Here is a 20,238-nt window from a genome sequence, read left to right on the forward strand (position 1 = left end):
AAAAGGTCCCTCTCACCACGCAGAACAGCCTTATCTCACGGATCGATGCGGCGGCCCAGCCAGTCCAGGGTCTGCTTCCAGAAGGTGTCCTGGTAGCGGCTGTGGAACAGCGCAAAATGGCCCAGTGAGCTCTCCCCGTAATCTGCCGGAAGCAAATGGATCACGCGGGAGGGACTGTTGGGTGTGTAGGAAAGCGCCCGATTCATAGCGGGAATGGTGGCGTATTCATCATCATTGGGCGCCAATGCCAAGATGGGGGCCCGCACAGCAGCTTGATGGGCTCGCAGGGAATCGCACAGGGAGCCCGCGGCTGCCGTTGTAAAGTCCTTGCGGGAACGTGCCCAGTCAAGAGCCACGCCAGCGGGCAGATCCTCCATGAGGCGCAGCCGCTTGGCCGGAAAATACCCCATCACGGCAACCAGTGGCAGCATCACGGCGGCACGTCCCCAGTGCCCGGCCTTGCGCCGCAGTGTGAGGTCGCGCCAGTAAGCATGCTGGGCGCCGACTGTCAGTATGCGTGAGAGCCCGGCCGCATGCTCCGCCATTCCCACACCGAAGCCGCCGAAACTGTGGCCAACGAAGTTCACAGGCAGCCCGCCCGAGTGTTCCATGGCCCACGCCAACACGGTGTCGATATCTTGGGAGCCCCACTGGTACCAGCGAATCCTTTGTCCACGCAGGGCCCCGCCGCGGGACTCGCCAATCCCCCGGTAGTCGAAGGTGACAGCGGCAAAACCGTTGGCAGCCAAGAAGGCAGCGTAGCGGTGGTAGTAAGTGGCCTTGACCGCTGTGGCACAGGCGATGACAACAGTGCCCCGCCGTTCCACGCCGCGGGGCACGTCAAAGACGGTGCCATGCAATGCCCGGCCGTCGGGGCAGGTAAAGACCCGCTCCGAGCCAGCACTCATTTCCACGGCAGGACCATCGCGGGCAGCGGCTCCCCCATTTTAGCTCCGTGCGGCGGCACCGCCATGACGCCGTCGGCCGCTGCGAGTCCGCGCATCATGGCTGAATCGGTGTGGGCGCATGGCGAGGCCAGGCCGTAGACCAGACGGTAGGGCATGATGCGGGTGGGCCCTGGGTTTTCCTTGATGGGTGAGCCACAAGGTACCTCGGTGAGTGCCGGCATCGGCAGGCTCCCGAGGCGGGCCAGCAGCGGTGCGCCCAGGGTCATGAGGCCAATCATGGCGGCCAGCGGGTTGCCGGGCAGGCCCACGATGAAGCGTCCATCGGGTAATTCGGCTAGCAAGGTGGGGTGGCCCGGGCGCATGGCGATGTGCGGAACGTGGAAAGTACCACCCATGGAGAGAATGGCTTCGCGGAGGAAATCGGCGCTGGAATGTCCGGTGGCGCCGGTGGTGACGACCACGTCGGCAGGATCGTCCTCGTCGTCGGCCAGGGCGTCCAGCATGGAGGCAAGGGTATCGGCCGCGCGCTGCAGGCCAACCACCGTGCCGCCCAACATGGCCACCACGGCGCCCAGCTGTGGCGAGAACGCGTCGCGCACAAATCCGGGTTCGGGAATTCCTGAGGCAACCACCTCATCGCCTGTCAGTACAATCTTGACGGCAGGGCGGCCAAGCACACGCAGTTCGTCGAGGCCTCCCAGCGCCGCCAATGCCACATGGGCCGGATTCAAGGTGGTGCCGGATTTGATCAACAATTCACGTTCCGGTGCTTCTTGGCCGGCAGGGCGGATGTGTTGTCCGTTCTTCGGCTCGCCCGGGCGGGCGCCGGCGCCAAGGACCAAAACTGGCAGGCCGTCGTCGTCCTTGGAAAGCTCACCCGATTCGCTGCGCAACACGGCCTTCGCACCCGTGGGAATCAGACCGCCGGTAACAATGGGAACGGCCTGGCCCGGGGACAGCCGGCTTCCAGGCTCGGCCAGAATCCACGGGGCGCTGCCAGCAACGGCCCACCCATCCATGGCCGAGGAGGCGTAGTGGGGCATGGGGTGGCCAGAAAACACGTCCGCGGCGAGAATTCGACCCACGGCCAGAGATAGCGGAACCGGATGCGCTGTTAGCGGTTCGGCGGCATTCCAGACAACATCGCGCGCTTCCTGCCAGGTGTGGGGCAGCACGGCAGAAGACAGCGCCGGTTCGTCGGCAGCGCCCGCAGCAGAGCTTGCCGTCCCTGCGGAGCTGGTTTCCTCCCCCATGGAAACGCTATTTTCCGGCAGAGTTCTCGGCGGCGGATTCCACGGCTGGAGCCTGCGCGGCCGCTAACTGCTTTGCCAACCCGAGGGCCGCCTTCATGGCCTTGGCCTCGGGAGCCTGTCCCGAACCCGCGGCCAAGCCGGCTGCCAGCCCCGCCACGAACGTGGTGAGCGGCGCGGCCGGACGCACGATCGAGTGCGCAGCGACGCCGGCAACATTCAGCACAGCATGAATGTCTACCTCGATGTCCCCAATTTCAAAGGCTTCCAACAACTTTTGGGTCCATTGTGCCAACAGCTCATCATGATTTTCCAACAGTGCGCCTTCCGTACCGGCAGACCCCGCCGCGATGCCCTGCGTGCGGGCGTCCGCCCAAGTGTCAATGTCGGCCGTCAGTGAAGCTGGGACGGCGCATTCCTTCATGTTCAGACTAGCAACTAGAGAGAAAACCGACGCGTTATCCAAACGGTGCGCCGCCCGCGCCGCAGCTGCCGCGGCCCGCAGCTGCGCCAATGGATAGATAGCTGCCAGCGGCTGCTTTTTCCCCTCGGACACCGCCATGACACCCTGCCCGGGAGTACATCCGCGCAATTCCTGTGCCAACAGCTGAGCCAGCTCACCCGCATGCGGCATGTCGCACGCCAGGACCAGCACATGACCAGAGCCACCGTCCCAGACCTCGGCACCCGCAGCAAGTCCGGCAGCCGGCCCCGAAAACGGTGGATTTTCCTGGACCCGCGTCACCTCGCTGGCGTGTTGGGCAGTCTCGAGCCACTGAGTAATCTTCTCTCCGGGACCCACGACGGCGATGCCTCCCGCCGCTGTGTCCGCACCGAGCGCTGCGTGTGCGCCCTCTTCCACGGGGCTCTGGAGGCCTGCGCTCTGATGGGCGCGGCTCTGATGGGCGGGGCTCTGGTGGGCTGCCGTCCGCAGGATGGCGCTCTTGTGGGTGGAGATTACATGGGAAGCCGCATCGACGGTGCGTGCCAGCAGAGTTTGGCCATCCATTATGAGCCCGGCTTTGGGCACCCCGCCAAGCCTGCGTGAGAGCCCGCCTGCGAGAATGAGCGCGCGCAGGGGTGCTTCTTGATGGTCAGTCATGTGGCCATCGTATCGGTCCGCTCGGTAGTGACGCTTCCGTGTCAGTGCTCCGTCCGGAGGATGCACGCTCGCGTGCCCCACCCAGAGGATACCGGCTTGATGTGCACTTGATGGCGGATCGCCGAGACACCAGAGAACTGTGTGAGCTACAGGCAGGAGCTATTCAACCGTGGCGGTCGCAGCACGGCAAGAACCCTGACGAACATATTTTATCCGGCCGGCGCCGCGGCGGGCCATGCACTCGATCCAGCTGGCCAACATCACCCAATGGACTGACCCTTTGGATGATGCCGAAAATTCCACGTCCCCGGGTCCTAAACTATTGGACAGCGATGGCCATGGAGGTGCTGTTCAGGGCAGGAGGGTGCGCCTAAATAAGCGCGGATGCGGGTTTAAACGCCAAAGCCCCGTCAAAAGACGGGGCTTTGAGCAAAAAGCTGGTGAAACTTAGTGACCCACGGCGATGAAGACGGGGGCTGAAGCTCCAGGAATAGAAGCTCCTGCGATCTTGGTGGTTCCCTGGTAACCGCCATGAACTGCCTGACCGTTGCCAATGTAAACAGCGATGTGAGCCAAGCCCACGCCACCATCTGCATAGTAGATCAAGTCGCCGGGCTGAGCTTCGCCCTGGGAAATGTTCCGGCCCTTATTCAGGTAGTCACCAGGCCAGCCAACCCAGGAAATCCCAGCGGCAGACAGAGCGTTGCGGACCAGCGCGGTGCAGTCCTGACCGACGCCGAGCTGAGCCAAGGCAGCGCTGGCAATGATTGCGCCGACTCCACTAGCAACCTGCTGCGTGGGGGCCTCAGGAGTGTTGATGGTTACAGTCGGAGCGGCGGCCGGAGCGGCTTCAGCAGCAACAGGTGCTGCGTCAACAGCTGCAGCGTCAGCAACAGCAACAGGTGCTGCGACTTCAGCCTGAACTTCGCTGGACTGTGCCTCTACAACTACCGGCTCTTCAACAACAGGAGCAGGGGTGGAGGTGATAGCGGGGGTGGCGAAGGAAATCTTCACCGTCGATGCTGCCGTGATCCCGGAAGCCAGTCCCGTGTTCAGGTTCATCGTTGTTGCACCGTCCGAAGTGCGCTCCACAGTGGGAGTAGCAGCATTTGCGGCGATACCGGAAGTCAATACCAGTCCTGAGGCTGCTGCGATAACAGCTGCCTGACGACCAACCCCGCCGACATTGGAAGTGACGGCTTTCGTGAGGGTGGAGATCGGACTGGTCTTAACAACCTCGGCGCGGTGGCGCCCGAGGGCAGTAATTGAAGCCAAGAAGGATTCCTCTCCCAAAGCCTGCGAGGTAAGCTGTCGGATTCGGATGGGAGTCACCCGGCCGCTCCACGTGGACTCACTGTTCAGGAATTGCTTCCTCATCAGTGATCGAACGCTTTGCGACTTCACCCCTAGGGTTTCGCAGGAAACACGAATCCCGATTATTGGTTCCCCCGCCCCTGCCAGACGATTGATACGAACGGACCATGAGTAGTGGCAGAGCTAGGCAATCGACTCATGCGCGCCAGCTTTATTCGAAGTTGGCGCGATTACGACGGTACAGCAGAATTTTCCCAATGTCACGTTCAGGTCACGGTCTTGTGACGAAGTCGTAATCAAGAAGGGGGTGTGGAGGAATTAAAGCCAACCCTTGGGGTCGACAACCTCGTCGTCAATGATGACCTCAAAGTGGAGGTGGGGCCCGGTGGATGCGCCGGTGGAACCGCTGAGTCCAACGATGTCTCCGCGTTCCACTTTCTGCCCAACCTTGACCAGGTTGGAGCTCATGTGGTTATAAGAGGTGGAGAGGCCGTTGCCGTGGTCGACCACTACGCGGTTGCCACCGCCGAAGTCGTGCCAGCCCGAGAATGTAACGGTTCCGCCTGCGGCTGCGAGTACTTCAGTGCCACTCGCGGTGGCGTAGTCCTGGCCGGTGTGGCGCTCATCTACCTGACCGGTGATGGGGCTGATGCGGTTACCAAATGGTGAGCTTTCAACCAAGGTCTTCAGCGGCGCTGACAGCGTGCCTTTGGAGGCCTGCGGGGTCACGTTAGATGCGTTGACCTCCAGCGTTGCCTTGAGCTGGCCGTCCGGGTTCAACGCACTGTTGATATCCGGTGTAGCGAAAGTAATGGGGATCGCAGAACCCGCTGTGACCTGTGTTTCCGCGGAAACAGCCGCTGCGGCCTCCAGGGGAATGTCTTCGGCGACATGCGCGGAAGGAAGTGTGACAGCCAGGACCAAGCCTGTAGCTGCCATGGCAACGCCCATTTTCTGGCCAGCGCCGCTGACGGCTCCGGCACGCAGCAGCGCGGCTACTGAAAGGCTGGATGGGGCAGTTGCACGCTCTGCGGCAATTGCTTCCCGACGGCTGCCGGGGACTTTCATGAGCTCATGCGTTACCGGCGACGACGACCGGCGTCGTCCCCGTGTTTTGACCTCTGACACTAAAAACCTCTCTGATTAAGCACCTGCGAAGTTAGCTGTCGGATTCGGATCAGAGAGTGTATCTTTTGACCCGGCCCAAAGCTCTTAGGCACACGTATAGTCAAGGCGCAGTCAGCAATGAAGCTGCGTCTAGGCATTTTTCGTGTATTGCATTTCGAGTGTGGACTTCACCCCAAGACGGACAATTAGTCCATCAAAAGTGGTTCCCCCGCCCTTGCCTGAATATTTACTGTCCGAGCTGCGAAGGCAAGGTTCGGTGTCGCAGTCCGGTAACGCTTTGGTTACGGCGTCAGATTATTACTATACGGTACGAGCGGTAAACGTGATAATTCCGTTACCTGTTTCATCAATAGTTCTATGTCAAGAAAACTGTCAGCTCATGGAGACAAAAACGTGAGATGCAACCTCTGGCGGCAGCTCCAATGCACCCTCAATTCCAGGGACTCGCACGGAGATGTATTCCCCCACTTGTTCCAAGGAAATACGGGCCCCAGGGCGCAATCCACCCTCATCCAATTGGAGCAGTAGCTCGGGCTCCACCTGTATCCTTTCGGACAGCCTGTGAATGATGACTTCTTGATCCGGCGCATAGCTACTCATGGCGTCAACTAGTGTGACCAATCCCGCAGCAAAAAGAGGAGCTTCGTCCCCGCCAAGCTCTTCCAGACCCGGAATTGGGTTGCCATAAGGAGATTCCTTGGGTCGGCCCAAGAGATCGAACAGACGCTGTTCGACCCTCTCGCTCATGACGTGTTCCCAACGGCAGGCTTCCTCGTGCACAAAGGCCCAGTCCAGCCCAATGACATCTGAGAGCAGCCGCTCGGCCAGTCGGTGTTTGCGCATGACCCGTGTCGCCTTGTCACGGCCATCTGCCGTCAGCTCTAAGTGCCTGTCGCCCGAAACAATCACCAGGCCATCGCGTTCCATTCGCCCGATGGTCTGGGAAACGGTGGGGCCCGAGTGGTGCAAGCGCTCAGCAATACGCGCCCGCAAGGCAACAATGTTCTCCTCTTCCAACTCGAGGATGGTCCGCAGGTACATTTCAGTTGTGTCGATCAGATCAGCCACGGCAGCGTCCTCCTGTTATTGGGCAAGATTTAAGGCATAAGACATCATCTCTACGTTATCCTGCTTCGGCCCGTCCCGGGAAACCCAGCGGCGCTCGGCTTTGCACAGTCGTGTTAATACGCCAGTTGGTGAGACATTTTTCCTCTGGGCCTACTTCATACGGCAGAATTGGCAACAGCCCTTGGCTCAATACACACCTTCCATCGCTTAATTTTGGAGCAACTCGTGAGCGAATCCACGCCCCTCACCATCCCTGCCAACCTGCGACCGGCCGACGGCCGCTTTGGCGCTGGTCCGTCCAAGGTTCGTCCCGAGCAGGTTGCGGCGCTCTCCGCGGCCGGTACCACCCTGCTGGGCACCTCCCACCGTCAGGCCCCGGTCAAGAACCTGGTAGGCGATGTTCGGAGCGGTCTGAAGCAGTTCTTCAACGCTCCCGACGGCTACGAAGTGATCCTCGGCGTTGGCGGCTCCACCGCGTTCTGGGACGTGGCAACATTTGGTCTCGTTGAGAACAAAGCTCAGCACCTCTCCTTTGGCGAATTCGGCTCCAAGTTTGCCTCTGCCACCAACAACGCGCCGTTCTTGGCCGCGTCCTCCATCATCAAGGCCGATCCCGGCACGCGCCCGGTGTCCGTCGCCGAAGCCGGCGTTGACGCTTACGCCTGGCCCCAGAACGAAACCTCCACCGGTGTCGCTGCCCCCGTGAAGCGCGTTGCCGGTGCCGATGAAGGCTCATTGGTCCTGATCGATGCGACCTCCGCCGCAGGCGGCCTGGCCGTTGATGTGAGCGAGAGCGATGTCTATTACTTCGCGCCCCAGAAGAATTTCGCGTCCGACGGCGGCATCTGGCTTGGTCTGTTCTCCCCCGCAGCCCTTGAGCGTGCAGCTCGCATCGCCGCCTCCGACCGCTGGGTTCCGGACTTCCTGAACCTCAAGACGGCCATTGACAACTCACTGTTGAACCAGACGTACAACACGCCTGCGCTCTCCACGCTGGTGACCTTGAACAACCAGGTCCAGTGGCTCAATGACAATGGCGGCCTGGACTTCGCCTCGTCCCGTACGGCCGATTCCGCGGGCCGCCTGTACACTTGGGCCGAGGAATCCGCCGTCGCCACCCCGTACGTGGTGAACCCGGAAGACCGCTCCAACGTCATTGTCACCATCGACTTCGACGAGTCGGTTGATGCTGCCGCTGTTGCCAAGGTGCTGCGCGCCAACGGCATCGTGGACACCGAGCCTTACCGCAAGCTGGGCCGCAATCAGCTGCGCATCGCAACCTTCGTGGCCATCGATCCCGATGACATCACGGCACTGACCAAGTGCATCGACTACGTCATTGAGAACATCTAGCTCTCAAGAACCAAAAAGCTAAGGCCGCTTCCTGGAAAGGAAGCGGCCTTAGCTTTTGCGTGATCTTTATCTACCCCGGGCGGCTCACCTTGAGTGAGGCTCGGGTGCAGACTCTGAGCTAGTTATTCTCGTCAGCGCCATCTTGAGAATCAGCGTCATCGAAACCGTCAGCGTCGTCATCCTCAGAAGTCCCGGAATCGTCCCCCGAATCAAAGGCGTCCGAATCAAAGGCGCCGGAATCAACAGTGCCGGCGTCAGCACCGTCGTCGTGCGCTTCCGTCGCGTCCCGCTCGGAAGAAGAACCGGTGGCCTGCTCAGCGGCGTCGTCCTGCTGATCTTCGGGACGAACCCGCTCAGCCCACGGCACCCAGGCAGGCGCCAGAACGGATTTTTCGGTGGGCAGCATGCCAACCTCGTTGACCGTGGACTCCTTGCTGCGCGAAATACGGCTCAACGAGGCAAACCACACCCAGCCGGAGTATCCGGGCTGCCGGGACTCGAACAAGTGCGTCACGCAGCGAACACCTTCACTGCGCGCGCCGAGGTGCTTACCAATGGCTGCATCGCTGGCAATGGTGGCCACAGCAGCTCGAGCAGTGCTCACATCAGCTGCGAGGAAAGCGTCAGGCTTACCCACACGCCACACCGGAATACCGGGCAGCGCTTCGGGATTATCAGCTGCATCGGCGGCTGTAGTGCTGGGAATTTCGGTCATGGTGGGCACCGTTACGCGTCGAAGTTGTCGGCAACCTTGCGCAGCGCAGCAGCAATTTTGCTTGCGTCGCCGTCAGGATACTTGCCGTTATTGAGAGAACCAACAGAGTGCTCAAGCAGCGAAACCAGGTCCTGAACAATCGGGGCCAGATCGCGGGCGGGCATGCGCTTGGCCTTGGCCACGGAGGCGCTGTGGTCAAGAATCTTCGCAGCCATGGCTTGGGCTCCCTTGCGTCCGTCGGCCACACCAAACTCCATGCGCATTCCGGGCTTGATGTCACTGACATCAGCTGGGAGGGCGTTGGCTCGCAGGAAAACCTCACGACCGTCGTCGGCCGCAATGATGCCAAAACCCTTTTCGTTGTCGTACCACTTCACTTTGCCGATAGGCACTGTCATTACCCCTTAAAAGTTGAAAGTCGCGAACTGCATTCCATACCTGTGCGGTTGCTCTACGCCGTTCCCGGTCCCGGGAATCTGGCGGGCGGTGCCTGCAGCGGTAGGTTGCGCAGCTCTACTGAGTACAAGGTTACCGTGTTGAAGAAAACTGCGCGGCTTTGTGCCTTTCCTGTCCGCTGTTAGCGTTATGTTCATGAGCCCCCTATATTCCGCCCCGCAGCGCGTAAGCCGCGGTTGGCAGCTGTTCAACTACACAGCCATGGCCATGGCCATGGTCGCCCTGATCGCCCTGATTGTGGTGTTGCTTAGCAAATGGGCCGGCGGCACTCCGTGGCCTGGCTTCAACTGGATCGCCATGATCGCCCTTCCGTTGGCCTTTCTCATGATGGGAACCAGCGTTCTGTTCTCCGTGGCCGCCCGCCGCCGCCTTTAGATCCTTGGGCACACTGGCTGCCTTCGCCGCCGATCTGGCCGGCCGGACTGACCACCAGTTACTCCGGCTCTTTACCCTGCGCCCCGACGCGATCACTCCCCCGGTGGCCAACTTCGCCGACCTCGCCAGCCGCCTCGCAACCACCGCCAGCATCAACGCCGCGCTCGATCAGCTCAGCCTCCCGCAGTTGCACGTCCTCGCCGCAATTCCCCGCGGCGCCGATCATGCCGAGCTGGAATCGCTTCATGAGCTAGCTCTGATCCTCCGTGCGGATCCCCTTGAGCTTGCACTTCCTACCCAGAAGTACGACGGCGGCACCCGCCTTTTTCTGCCCCTCGCCGCCGTGGGGCTCGCCGTGGGCAGTGATGATGGTGCGCTGCGGGTGGGCGTCGGTGACGCGGGCGCGATTCCCCTCAGCGCGTTTGCAGATTTCCCAAGCGCGCCGAAACCACGGCTAACGCCTGTCTCCCCAGCGCTACGCGACAACGCCGTGGGCAGTGCTGTTGAAGCGTTGTTGCGCACCATGAGCGCGCTCCTGGACGTGGTGGGCCATACGGGAATCAGTGCCTTGCGAGGTGGCGCCATCGGTATCCGCCCGGTGCGCGAACTATCCAAGGCACTGGATGCCGGGGCCGAAACCGTGCACTTCTACCTGGAGCTGGCCGCGGCCGCACAACTCGTGACCTTTGACGAAGCCGACCGCCGGTGGCGCGCTCATGACTCGAGCACTCATGAAGAGCGCACGCATGAAGCATCCTGGAGGGCGTTGGAGCGGCCCGATCAGTGGTTTGTCCTGGTTCGGTCGTGGCTGAGTAGCGTCCGGCCACCCTCTGCACAGATCAGGCCACTGTCTCCCTACGATCCTCCCCGCCAAGCACAATGGTGGCGCCGTCAGATGGCTTCCACTCTTGCCAACCTGGGAGCTCTGGCCACTGACCCGCTCGCGGCCGATGCGGCAGCGCCAGATATCCGCACGCTCATGGAGGCAATAAGCTGGCTCCATCCGCGGCAGACTGCCGCCCTTGGCCACGAAATTCCGGCACTAGTGCAGGAAATGGAATGGCTCGGCATCACCGGCGCGGGTGCGGTCAGCGTCCCTGGCCGTGCGGCCGTCAACAACCGGCCAGCAGTGGCCATGGCAACCCTGCGCGCATTGCTGCCCGCACCCGTTGAGAATTTTGTGCTGCAGGGAGACCTGACAGCGATCGCTCCGGGTTTCCTAGCCCCCGAGCTCACCTCGACGCTTAAGCTCATGGCCGTCCCCGAGGGGCGCGGCGCCGCAGGAATCTTCAGGTTCAGCCAACACTCGCTCGAGGCCGCGGCCTCCGGCGGCATGAGCCGTTCCTCCCTGCTGAATTTCCTCCAAGAGCGTTCAAGCACAGCTGTGCCACAATCATTGGAGTTCCTCATTGCCGAGGTGTTCCGGAACCGTCAGGACGGTGACGTGTCCGCTGAGTCCGAGCCGCGCATTTCCTGCGTTCAAGCACTAGCACCGTCCCCATCAGCAGCTCAGCGGTGGGCGGCGCAACCACCGGTGCCAGGCACCGGCGTCGTCCATGACGAGTCAGATGCTCTTGCGCAGCTCAAACGCTTGCGGAGTCAGCCCGTCTGGGCCAATGATGGGGTGGGCGAATCTGGTCCGGCACTGGTCATGGAAGAATTGCGGCAGGCGTTGGAGCACGGCAGGATCCTGCGCGTGCGGGCGGTGAACAGGGATGGCGAGATCGAGGAGCTGCTGCTGCTTCCGGTGTCGCTGGACGCAGGGATGTTGCGGGCCCGGCTGGCAGCTACGGGACGGGAGCGCCGGCTCAGTATTCACCGCATCATCTCCGCCCTAGCGAAACCACAGGACCCAGAACCTCTGAGCCCCGCCCCGCAGCCCATCGAAGCTGACCATGCAAGCCCATCCAGCGGCAGCACTACTACCAGCAGGGAGCGTCATGACTGACGGACCGTTGATCGTCCAGAGCGATAAAACCATCCTGCTGGAAGTGGCGCATCCGCAGGCTGACGATGCTCGCCATGCCCTTGCCTCGTTCGCTGATTTGGAACGCGCTCCAGAGCACATGCACAGCTACCGAATCACGCCTCTGGGGCTGTGGAACGCGCGGGCAGCCGGGCACGACGCTGAACATGTGGTGGATACCCTGCTGCGCTTCTCGCGCTACCCCGTGCCCCATCCGTTGCTGTTGGACATTGCGGAAACCATGGCCCGGTATGGCCGGCTGCGGCTGGAGAAGGACCCCACCCACGGACTGGTTCTGCGCAGTGACGACGAGTTAATCCTTGAGGAAGTGGCCCACGGAAAAAAGGTTGCGGCGCTGCTCGGCGCCCGGGTTGACCCGCTAACGGTAGTGGTTCACGGCCCTGCCCGCGGTGAACTCAAGGCACTGCTGTTGCAGGCAGGCTGGCCCGCTGAGGATCTGGCCGGTTACGTCGACGGGACGGCGCACCTCATTGCGCTCACGGACACTGTGCTCACGGACACTGCCGGGGCTGAAACTGCGCTGACGGACACGGCTGTGGCCGACAGCGGGGACCTCACCAAGGAGAGCACCACCAACACCCCAACTCCTTGGACATTGCGCCCGTACCAGCGCCAGGCTGTTGAGAATTTTTGGGCAGGAGGATCGGGGGTCGTGGTGCTCCCGTGCGGCGCGGGCAAGACCATCGTGGGGGCGGCCGCCATGGCCGCGTCGGGGACCACCGTCCTGATTCTGGTCACCAACACCATTTCCGCCCGGCAGTGGAAGGCCGAGCTACTCAAGCGCACCACGCTGACCGAGCATGAGATCGGCGAGTATTCCGGTGCGCTCAAGGAGCTGCGCCCGGTCACGATTGCCACCTATCAGGTGCTCACCACGCGTCGCAACGGCCTGTTCACGCACCTGGATCTGCTCAACGATCACGATTGGGGCCTGCTCATTTACGATGAGGTGCATCTGCTACCGGCCCCCATTTTTCGCATGACAGCGGACCTCCAGGCCCGCCGACGGCTGGGACTGACAGCCACATTGGTGCGTGAGGATGGCCGCGAAGGCGAGGTTTTCGCCCTGATCGGCCCCAAACGGTACGACGCCCCGTGGAAAGATATTGAGGCTCAAGGCCACATCGCGCCAGCCGATTGCGTTGAGGTTCGCGTGGACCTGAGCCGTGCCGAGCGGCTCGCCTATGCCACCGCGGACGACGGCGGGAGGTACCGAATGTGCGCCACCTCCCCCGCCAAGTCTGTGGTTGCGCAGGCGCTGGTGGCATCCCATCCGGATGAGCAAATCCTAGTGATTGGCCAATACCTGGATCAGCTAGAGGGCTTGGCTGCGGCATTGCAGGCTCCATTGATCACCGGCAGCACAAGCGTCAAGGAACGCCAGAGGCTCTTTGACGAGTTCCGGCAGGGCCGGATTTCCGTGCTGGTGGTCTCCAAGGTGGCGAACTTCTCGCTGGACTTGCCGGAGGCCTCCGTGGCGATTCAGGTATCAGGGGCGTTTGGTTCCCGGCAGGAAGAGGCCCAGCGGCTGGGCCGGCTCATGCGCCCCAAAGCCGACGGCCGGACTGCCCGTTTCTACACCGTTGTTGCCCGCGATACCGTGGATGCCGACTTTGCGGCCAAACGTCAGCGCTTCCTCGCTGAGCAGGGCTACGCCTATCGGATCATGGACGCCCAAGAACTCGACTAACCCCTCACACAAACCATCGCTCACCTATGGCGCGTTTCCCACCAACTCTTGCTCACCTATGCGATCCGGCAACCCTGCTGGCAAACTAAGCCTCGCTGCCCTTGCTCCGCCACACCCACTCAGGAGTAGGATCAAAAACTAGGGGATTCTCCGCCGTTCGCGTGCACCATCTGGAGGCGTCATGAGCACCGAAGAAGCAGTAGCCGCCCACTACAGCCGCGGCAATATACTGGAGCGGTTGCTGGACGTTGTCAAGAAATCCGGCGGAAATCCAGCACACTTCGCCCCAGCAGACTTGCAGAATGCCGACCAATTGCATATTGGCGGGGCGGCATCTACCACGCGCGTTGCCACTCGGGCAGGGGTCAATGCGGGCAGTCATGTGATCGATCTGGGCTCAGGATTGGGCGGCGTTTCGCGGCACGTGGCCCACGATTTTGGGGCAACCGTGCAGGGCGTAGACCTGACACCTGAATTCGTAGAAGCGGCCCGCTCCATCACCGAATGCACCGGACTCTCGGACCACGTGACGTTCAGCCAAGGCAGCATCTTGGCTTTGCCGTTCGACGATGACAGCTTTGATGTGGCTCTCATGTTCCATGTGGGCATGAATATTCAAGACAAGGACAAGGTCTTTGTTGAGGCCGCCCGCGTCCTCCGCCCCGGCGGCATCTTTGCCGTGTACGACATCATGCTCCTGGGCGGCGACACTGAACAGTATCCCCTGCCGTGGGCGGTCACGCCGGACACTTCCTTTGTGCAACCGCCCTTGGCGTACACCGATGCGCTGGCCCAAGCTGGTTTTGCCGTTGACCACGAAGCGAAGCCCCTGGCCGAGGGCGTTGAGTTTTTGGAGCGCGCACTGTCCTCCGGAGGGCCTGTTGGAGTGGAGGTCGGTGCCATGTCCAACCTCTTGACAGCTTTCACGTCCGGGATTCTGGCCCCGGTGGAGATTTACGCTCACCTCCCCTGAAATCTCTCCCGGTCCCCTTTGGGTCAGACGCCATGTGAACCAGCCCCCTTAGAACACGATTCGCAGCTCGCCCAGTGAGTTTGCCAGCTGCGGATTCCCCGAAACTGTGCTGATATCTGTGACCGGTATCCTTCCGGACAGGCTGCGGCAGAGCTCCAGGCCGTCGGTGCGCAGCCTCGCTTCTGGCACGCCCTGACCCAGCTGCCATGAGCTGGCCACCTCCCCCGTCAGTTCAAGTTCGACGGCGGGCCCCTCACCCCACGCTGTGGCTGCGTCTCGCATAATTTGTGCCATCACCGCAGCATCGAGAACAGTGGCGATGCGCGGTGCTCCGGTTGCCCTCGCCAGATCCATCCCATGCATCCAAGCGTCGCGCAGATAGATCACATTGAACAGGTACCCCAAACGCAGCGGAGCATTTCCCGGGGCCATGGTGGCGTCCACGGGAATTCCCGCCAGAAAAGAGGGGAAACTACCCACACGCTTGGCAACCTTGGCAATGTTGGCACGGTAGTTCTGCCACAAGGCACCAGACGACAAGCCTGCGTGGTCCTGAATTTGAACTTCGTTGGCTGCGTCCAAGAGCGAAAGGTGAGGGTGCCGCCGTCGTCCGCGTTCCCGGCGCCACAGAACAGTGGCCACGCTGAGCAGATCTTCTTGGGCACCCAACAAATGCGCGGCCATGTCACGAACCGTCCAACCCGTGCATTCGGTGTCCAGCCGCCACTGTTCGGTGGTGAGTACCTCGAGGGCATCAGCCACAGCTCGCATGACGGAGGGTAGGCGGCGGCCGCATCGGCCTTGGTGGAGGCGGAAACTGTGGTGGCGTTGATGGCGGAATTCATGGCGATTTCCCTCAGGGAGTGTAGTGGGCCAGCCACATGTCCAGCGCGGGGTCCAGCAGCCGGGCGTACCGGCCATCCTCGGGCCCGGCGTGGGGCTCATTGGCTAATTGTTGAGAGACGACGCCGGCAACCACCGAGGTGAACAGCAGCAGGGCCTCCTCGGTGGCGGCGTCCGGGATGAGCCGGCCCCGCTCGACGGCAAGCACCAGCAGTGCTTGCGATGTAGCAAACATGGTGACGCTGGGCGCGTACGCCTGCGCCGAGGGCTCGAAGCCCGGCACCGGCCGCCAGTTCAACAGCTGAGCCATGACCGGATGCAGAAGCGAATACCTCATGTAGGCTCGGGCTCCTTCAAGAAGTGCCGCCACCGGATCACCGTCATGACGCTCCAGATTGCTGGCGTCTGCAACCGTGGCCAGGAGCTGCGCGGCGCCTTGGGCAAAAGGGAGTCGTAAAGCGCTGATTTTGCCGGGAATACTCATAAATTGACGGTGGCTTCATGCCCACGGCACGAGCCACAGCCGAGAGCGACATGCCAGCGACGCCGTCGCGCGCCATCAAGTCAACGGCCGCGGCAAGGATTTCCTCGATGGTTTCCTGCCTGCGGACGTGCCGTCTGTCCTGCTGCCTGACTTGCCGCTTGTCTTGGAGCGCATCCATAGTTTCAGTCTGCGCCTAACACCATTAGGAAAACAAGGGCATGTTAGGGAAAATTTTCAGGCACGCGAGCAAGCGGTTAAGCCAGAGCCTTTGTGAGCGAGCCCAGCGCCTCGGAAACCGGCGGCAATTCCGGGTGCCAAGCGCGCTCCCACTCAAGGCAGACCCACGGATCGCTGATGCCTCGGGCCGCTAGAGTCTCGGCCACCAGATCCCGCATGGCCAGCAATGGCAGCTCACCCTCCCCGGGCAGCGTGAGCGTCACCGAGTTGGTGCCCGGATTCCGCACGCCATCCTTATATTGGGCATAGGCCACACTGTCCGTGAGCAGCTCTGCCGTTCGGGTCGGCGCTTCGTCATAACGCCACGGGTGCATTAGATCCCAGATCACCTTGACCGGCGCAGCAGCATCAACATGGGCCAAAATACGCACAATGTCGCAGGCACGCGGGTGCGAATCGTGGGTCTCCAACAGGATGGTTACCCCGAGCTCACGGGCCCGCTGAGCCGCCAAATTGAGTCGCTGCGCACCCAGCCGGTCCGCCGCCGCCAACTCCGCCGACGGCGCCGCCCCAACATCGCACGGCTCCAGTCCGGCCCCCGGAAACACCCGCAGCTGCGGGCCCGTCTGGGGATTGCCGGTATCGGAGGTACCAGCGGGGGTGTTGCCGGCGGACAATTCTGCGCAAAGTTCGACGGCGGCCAGCAAGTCCCCGAGGACCGGATCGTTCGCGCCGAGCTCGTCGTGATCATCGCCGACCGTGGGTGCGGCACCGGTGCCGTCAGCGCCGCCGGCTGCGCCGGCCGCGTCAGGGGCAGTGGCGCCGGTAGCGGCAGCGACAGCGGTGCCGTCAGGGGTGCCGTCTGCGGTGCCGTCAGTGGCAGCGGCGCCGGCAGCGGCAGCGTGGCTCGAGGTGAGGGTCCCGCCGTCGCACTTCCTTAGACCCGGCGCCCGGACATCAAGCGGCTCACAAATCTTGACATAACTTGCCACCGAGAGCACCGTGATTCCCGCATCGTTCAACTGACGGACCACTGCCGTGCGCGCGGCAACGTCCATGCCGGGGTAGGCGAACTCGCCGTCAGCCACCCGGATCTCAAGGCCGGCGGCCCCGGCAGCATGGGCAGTGGCGATGACCTGGGCTAGGGAATCGCCAGGACAGCCAAGCGTGGAAAATGCCAAGGGCACGGTGAACCTTTCAGAAAGCGTGGTCGATGGTCCCAGACTAGTGCGGTAACCGCTTTCCAACAATGGCCGGAGCCGGCAAAGCAACCCTGCCCTGGCTGGACCAATGCCGTGACTGGACTGGTCCTGAGCCCCCCTACCTGGACGAACTGTCCCGGAGCGGCCAGCCCCAAGCTAATGACCGGCCAGGTCCGCTCCCTCGCCGCGTCAGGAAATTTTTCGCAGTCCCCACTAGCAGCTGGGAACTCTCTGGGCGTAAGCTGACAGGACATACCCAAGGAATATCCAGCGTATTCCCAGCCAATGGTCGGAGACTGAAATGGTGAAAAAGACTGGACCTGAAGCCAAGCTGCTTGTTGTAGACGACGAGCCCAATATTCGCGAGCTCCTTTCAACCTCCCTGCGTTTCGCCGGGTTTGAGGTCATCGCCGCAGCCAATGGCCGCGACGCGTTGGCCGCTGCGGAAGAGCACAATCCCGATCTTGCCGTCTTGGACGTCATGCTCCCGGACATGGACGGATTCACCGTGACCCGCCGCCTGCGCGCGGCCGGCCGGCACTTCCCCGTCCTGTTCCTGACGGCGCGCGATGATACCGAGGACAAGGTTACCGGCCTGACAGTGGGCGGCGACGACTACGTCACCAAGCCGTTCAGCCTGGATGAGGTGGTGGCCCGCATCCGCGCCGTACTGCGCCGCACTCAGCCCACGGAAGATGATGACGCCGTACTGCGCGTTGCCGATCTAGAGCTCGACGACGACGCCCACGAGGTGCGCCGCGCCGGCAAAACGGTGGAACTGTCCCCCACCGAGTTCAAGCTGCTGCGCTACTTGATGCTCAACCCGAACCGCGTGCTGTCCAAGGCCCAAATCCTTGACCACGTGTGGGAGTACGATTTCAACGGTGACGCCTCCATCGTGGAGTCCTACATCTCCTACTTGCGCCGCAAGGTGGACATTGACGCATCCCTGCCTGCCCTCATTCAGACCAAGCGCGGCGTCGGTTATGTGCTGCGGACGGCCGACAAGCGCTAGCCGCCCACTAATACATTGATTACGTTGTGGAAGAACGCCTCCCTGCGCTCACAGCTGGTGGCCATCATCAGCGCCCTGCTCAGTGTGTCCCTGCTGGCGCTGGGCGCCACAACGTTTCTTTTGCTGCATTCCTTTCTGGAAGACCAGATGGATACGCAGCTGACAACCTTCCAGCGCTCCATTGTGGGGTACGGGACGGTGGACTCGCAGAACACTGGCCAGACGCCCTTTGCTTTTGACTACTATGTGGGGTTCCATTTTTCGGATGGTTCACTGGCGGATCAAAACCGCTCTGGTCAGGACAAGCCGGTCTTCCCCAACTACTCCATGGACCAGGCACAGTCGCTCAACGGCAAGAAGTTCACTGTGGCCAGCACCGACGGCGGTGCCGCTTGGCGGGTGACAGTGATCGCCCCACAGAAGTTCAGTTTCAGCACAGCGGAGACGAGCCCGAGCGCCACCCCATATGTGGGCTATGTGGTGGTGGGCCTCCCCTACGAAACCCTCAACATGACAATGGAGCGCCTGGCCGTGGTCATTGCCGGGGTCGCCATTCTCGCGGTCACCCTCGGCACCATGATCGCGTACTGGACAGTCACCCGTTCCTTCAGGCCGCTTAGTCGCGTGGAGAAAACCGCCGCAGCCATTGCCGCAGGAGACCTGTCCCGACGCGTGGATATTGAGAATCCCGCCACGGAAGTGGGCCGATTGTCCGGCTCCCTCAACGCCATGCTGGCCCACATTGAGCATGCCTTCGCCGCCCGGACTGCCTCCGAGAAGAAGATGCGCCGCTTTGTGGCCGATGCTTCTCATGAACTTCGCACCCCGCTAGTGACCATTCGTGGCTTCTCCGAGCTGTACCGCCACGGGGCCCTGCAGACTCCGGAGGACGTGGGCACGGCCATGGGCCGGATCGAAAGTGAAGCGAAGCGCATGGGCGAGCTTGTCGAGGACCTGCTGATGCTGGCTCGTATCGATGAGCAGCGCCCCCTGCAACTCAAGCCCGTTGACCTGCTCATCATTGGCCACGACGCTGTCTTGGATGCCAGAGCTTCCGATCGTGAGCGTACCTTTAAAGTCTTGGGGCTCGACGGCGGATCTGGCACCTCTGCGCCGACCGTGGGAGACGAGGCGAAACTGCGTCAGGTCGTCACGAATTTGATGGGCAACGCCCTACGGTACACCCCCGATGGATCTCCCATTGAGGTCTTGGTTGGGACCCGGACGGAAGGTGCCACACAGTACTCGGTCATCAAGATTCGCGATCATGGCCCTGGCATCTCCCCTGAGGAAGCACCGCGCGTTTTCGAACGGTTCTACCGGGCAGATTCCTCCCGCGACAGGAACACCGGCGGCAGCGGGCTCGGCTTGGCCATTGTCTCGGCCATTGTGGCTTCCCACGAAGGCACCGTCAGGGTTGAAGAGACGCCTGGCGGCGGAGCCACACTGTCCATTGAGCTGCCTCATCACGCCGACGTTTCCGGCGTTGATTCCTCCACAGACTAGGCCGGGAGCCGCGCTTCGCACGGTTGGGTATTTGGGGGTTTCGCTACCTCCAAGTCAGCTCCTAGGCTTGGCGTGCCAGTGATAATCACTGCACACCAGGAACAAAGGCAAGGTAAATCCCATGGCACAGTTCAACGTCAACAGTGACGATCTCGCACTAAAAAGCACAGCGGTCAAGGGGTCCATTGACAGGATCCGCACCGAGGTGGACGCCATGAAGCGCAATCTCCTGGATCTCCAGTCGTCGTGGACGGGAACGGCCGCCACCAACTTCCAGACACTCATGGTGGAGTGGCACGCCACGGAACTCAAGGTGGAGGCGTCATTGGAGAGCATTAACTCAGCCCTGTCCATGGCCGCAACACAGTACGCCCAGGCAGAGGCCGCCAATACACGCATGTTCACAGTTCGCTGACCAAGGCATATTCCGGCCGGCGACCAGTATATGCGAACGGTCCGGGAATGTGTTTGGCAAACTCTTCCCTTCGAGCGGGGCGCTGTCCTAGTGAGGCCCCGCGAAATTCCCGGTCAGCGTTTGCCGCCAGCAGTGCGCTATCCGAGTCAGGCCGCAGCCAAATTTCAGGCCAGTGTGGGCCGCCAGCAGTGCGCTATCCAAGTGAGGCCGCAGCCAAATTTCAGGCCAGTGTGGGCCGTCAGCGGTGCTCACCGACAGGTACCCGGCGACCGGCTTC

Annotated in this window: 20 protein-coding genes and 2 riboswitches; of the genes, 8 read left to right on the forward strand and 12 right to left on the reverse strand. The window is 62.0% G+C overall.

The window, feature by feature from the left end; translation table 11 throughout:
- Positions 1-35 precede the first annotated feature (35 nt).
- The 6 genes from AS189_RS17875 to AS189_RS17900 all read right to left on the reverse strand — a co-directional run bounded on the left by AS189_RS17875 (position 36) and on the right by AS189_RS17900 (position 6,770).
- Positions 36-908 (reverse strand): alpha/beta fold hydrolase, encoded by an 873-nt coding sequence (locus AS189_RS17875; RefSeq protein ID WP_062291991.1) that lies wholly within the window; start codon positions 906-908, stop codon positions 36-38.
- Positions 905-2,161, reverse strand: coding sequence for a molybdopterin molybdotransferase MoeA (locus tag AS189_RS17880; RefSeq protein WP_062291994.1), 1,257 nt, complete (start codon positions 2,159-2,161; stop codon positions 905-907). Before AS189_RS17880 ends, AS189_RS17875 begins: the two co-directional genes overlap by 4 nt.
- Before the next feature lie 7 nt (positions 2,162-2,168).
- Positions 2,169-3,260, reverse strand: coding sequence for a DUF6457 domain-containing protein (locus AS189_RS17885; RefSeq protein ID WP_062291997.1), 1,092 nt, complete (start codon positions 3,258-3,260; stop codon positions 2,169-2,171).
- A gap of 447 nt (positions 3,261-3,707) precedes the next feature.
- Positions 3,708-4,535, reverse strand: coding sequence for an NlpC/P60 family protein (locus AS189_RS17890; RefSeq protein WP_237759919.1), 828 nt, complete (start codon positions 4,533-4,535; stop codon positions 3,708-3,710).
- A gap of 4 nt (positions 4,536-4,539) precedes the next feature.
- Positions 4,540-4,750, reverse strand: a riboswitch (cyclic di-AMP (ydaO/yuaA leader).
- A 142-nt stretch (positions 4,751-4,892) separates the two neighbouring features.
- Entirely contained in the window at positions 4,893-5,642 is a 750-nt protein-coding gene (locus AS189_RS17895) for a M23 family metallopeptidase (RefSeq protein WP_062292000.1), read from the reverse strand.
- A gap of 68 nt (positions 5,643-5,710) precedes the next feature.
- Positions 5,711-5,961, reverse strand: a riboswitch (cyclic di-AMP (ydaO/yuaA leader).
- Between the two features lie 113 nt (positions 5,962-6,074).
- Positions 6,075-6,770 (reverse strand): metal-dependent transcriptional regulator, encoded by a 696-nt coding sequence (locus AS189_RS17900; protein WP_062292003.1) that lies wholly within the window; start codon positions 6,768-6,770, stop codon positions 6,075-6,077.
- Positions 6,771-6,995: 225 nt separating this feature from the next.
- Here AS189_RS17900 and serC point away from each other — a divergent pair, with 225 nt between their 5' ends.
- The gene (gene serC, locus AS189_RS17905) at positions 6,996-8,123 is read left to right on the forward strand and encodes a phosphoserine transaminase (protein ID WP_062292006.1); all 1,128 of its coding nucleotides are present in this window, start codon (positions 6,996-6,998) and stop codon (positions 8,121-8,123) included.
- Between the two features lie 118 nt (positions 8,124-8,241).
- On the opposite strand, the gene AS189_RS17910 is transcribed toward serC, so the two are convergent.
- Positions 8,242-8,838 (reverse strand): DUF3027 domain-containing protein, encoded by a 597-nt coding sequence (locus AS189_RS17910; RefSeq protein ID WP_062294027.1) that lies wholly within the window; start codon positions 8,836-8,838, stop codon positions 8,242-8,244.
- Between the two features lie 11 nt (positions 8,839-8,849).
- Positions 8,850-9,230, reverse strand: a complete 381-nt coding sequence (locus AS189_RS17915) for a cold-shock protein (protein WP_062294029.1) — start codon at positions 9,228-9,230, stop codon at positions 8,850-8,852.
- Between the two features lie 199 nt (positions 9,231-9,429).
- On the opposite strand from AS189_RS17915, the gene AS189_RS17920 reads away from it, so the two are divergent.
- From AS189_RS17920 to AS189_RS17935, 4 genes are all read left to right on the forward strand, one after another.
- Entirely contained in the window at positions 9,430-9,669 is a 240-nt protein-coding gene (locus tag AS189_RS17920) for a hypothetical protein (RefSeq protein WP_129587340.1), read from the forward strand.
- Between the two features lie 4 nt (positions 9,670-9,673).
- Positions 9,674-11,617, forward strand: coding sequence for a helicase-associated domain-containing protein (locus AS189_RS17925; protein ID WP_062292013.1), 1,944 nt, complete (start codon positions 9,674-9,676; stop codon positions 11,615-11,617).
- On the forward strand, positions 11,610-13,346 hold the full coding sequence (locus AS189_RS17930; RefSeq protein ID WP_062292016.1) for a DNA repair helicase XPB: 1,737 nt from the start codon (positions 11,610-11,612) through the stop codon (positions 13,344-13,346). Before AS189_RS17925 ends, AS189_RS17930 begins: the two co-directional genes overlap by 8 nt.
- A 181-nt stretch (positions 13,347-13,527) precedes the next feature.
- The gene (locus AS189_RS17935; RefSeq protein ID WP_062292020.1) at positions 13,528-14,319 is read left to right on the forward strand and encodes a class I SAM-dependent methyltransferase; all 792 of its coding nucleotides are present in this window, start codon (positions 13,528-13,530) and stop codon (positions 14,317-14,319) included.
- Between the two features lie 48 nt (positions 14,320-14,367).
- Here AS189_RS17935 and AS189_RS17940 read toward each other — a convergent pair whose 3' ends face one another.
- From AS189_RS17940 to AS189_RS17950, 4 genes are all read right to left on the reverse strand, one after another.
- Complete coding sequence (locus AS189_RS17940) at positions 14,368-15,090, reverse strand: maleylpyruvate isomerase family mycothiol-dependent enzyme (protein ID WP_062292023.1); 723 nt, start codon at positions 15,088-15,090, stop codon at positions 14,368-14,370.
- A gap of 85 nt (positions 15,091-15,175) precedes the next feature.
- The gene (locus AS189_RS17945) at positions 15,176-15,646 is read right to left on the reverse strand and encodes a WHG domain-containing protein (protein ID WP_062292025.1); all 471 of its coding nucleotides are present in this window, start codon (positions 15,644-15,646) and stop codon (positions 15,176-15,178) included.
- On the reverse strand, positions 15,543-15,824 hold the full coding sequence (locus tag AS189_RS21365; protein ID WP_082634420.1) for a helix-turn-helix domain-containing protein: 282 nt from the start codon (positions 15,822-15,824) through the stop codon (positions 15,543-15,545). Before AS189_RS21365 ends, AS189_RS17945 begins: the two co-directional genes overlap by 104 nt.
- Before the next feature lie 76 nt (positions 15,825-15,900).
- Positions 15,901-17,010 carry a sugar phosphate isomerase/epimerase family protein gene (locus AS189_RS17950; protein ID WP_062292028.1) on the reverse strand — a complete coding sequence of 370 codons (1,110 nt, stop codon included), beginning with the start codon at positions 17,008-17,010 and terminating at the stop codon, positions 15,901-15,903.
- A gap of 319 nt (positions 17,011-17,329) precedes the next feature.
- Here AS189_RS17950 and AS189_RS17955 point away from each other — a divergent pair, with 319 nt between their 5' ends.
- The 3 genes from AS189_RS17955 (at position 17,330) to AS189_RS17965 (ending at position 19,961) form a co-directional block, all read left to right on the forward strand.
- A complete protein-coding gene (locus AS189_RS17955; protein ID WP_062294031.1) occupies positions 17,330-18,040 on the forward strand; it encodes a response regulator transcription factor in 711 nt (236 codons plus the stop codon).
- Positions 18,041-18,055: 15 nt separating this feature from the next.
- Positions 18,056-19,546, forward strand: a complete 1,491-nt coding sequence (locus tag AS189_RS17960; protein WP_062292030.1) for a sensor histidine kinase — start codon at positions 18,056-18,058, stop codon at positions 19,544-19,546.
- 121 nt (positions 19,547-19,667) lie between these two features.
- Positions 19,668-19,961 (forward strand): WXG100 family type VII secretion target, encoded by a 294-nt coding sequence (locus AS189_RS17965; RefSeq protein ID WP_062292032.1) that lies wholly within the window; start codon positions 19,668-19,670, stop codon positions 19,959-19,961.
- The last annotated feature ends 277 nt before the right edge of the window (positions 19,962-20,238 follow it).

Source organism: Arthrobacter alpinus, assembly GCF_001445575.1.
Taxonomy (GTDB): domain Bacteria; phylum Actinomycetota; class Actinomycetes; order Actinomycetales; family Micrococcaceae; genus Specibacter; species Specibacter alpinus_C.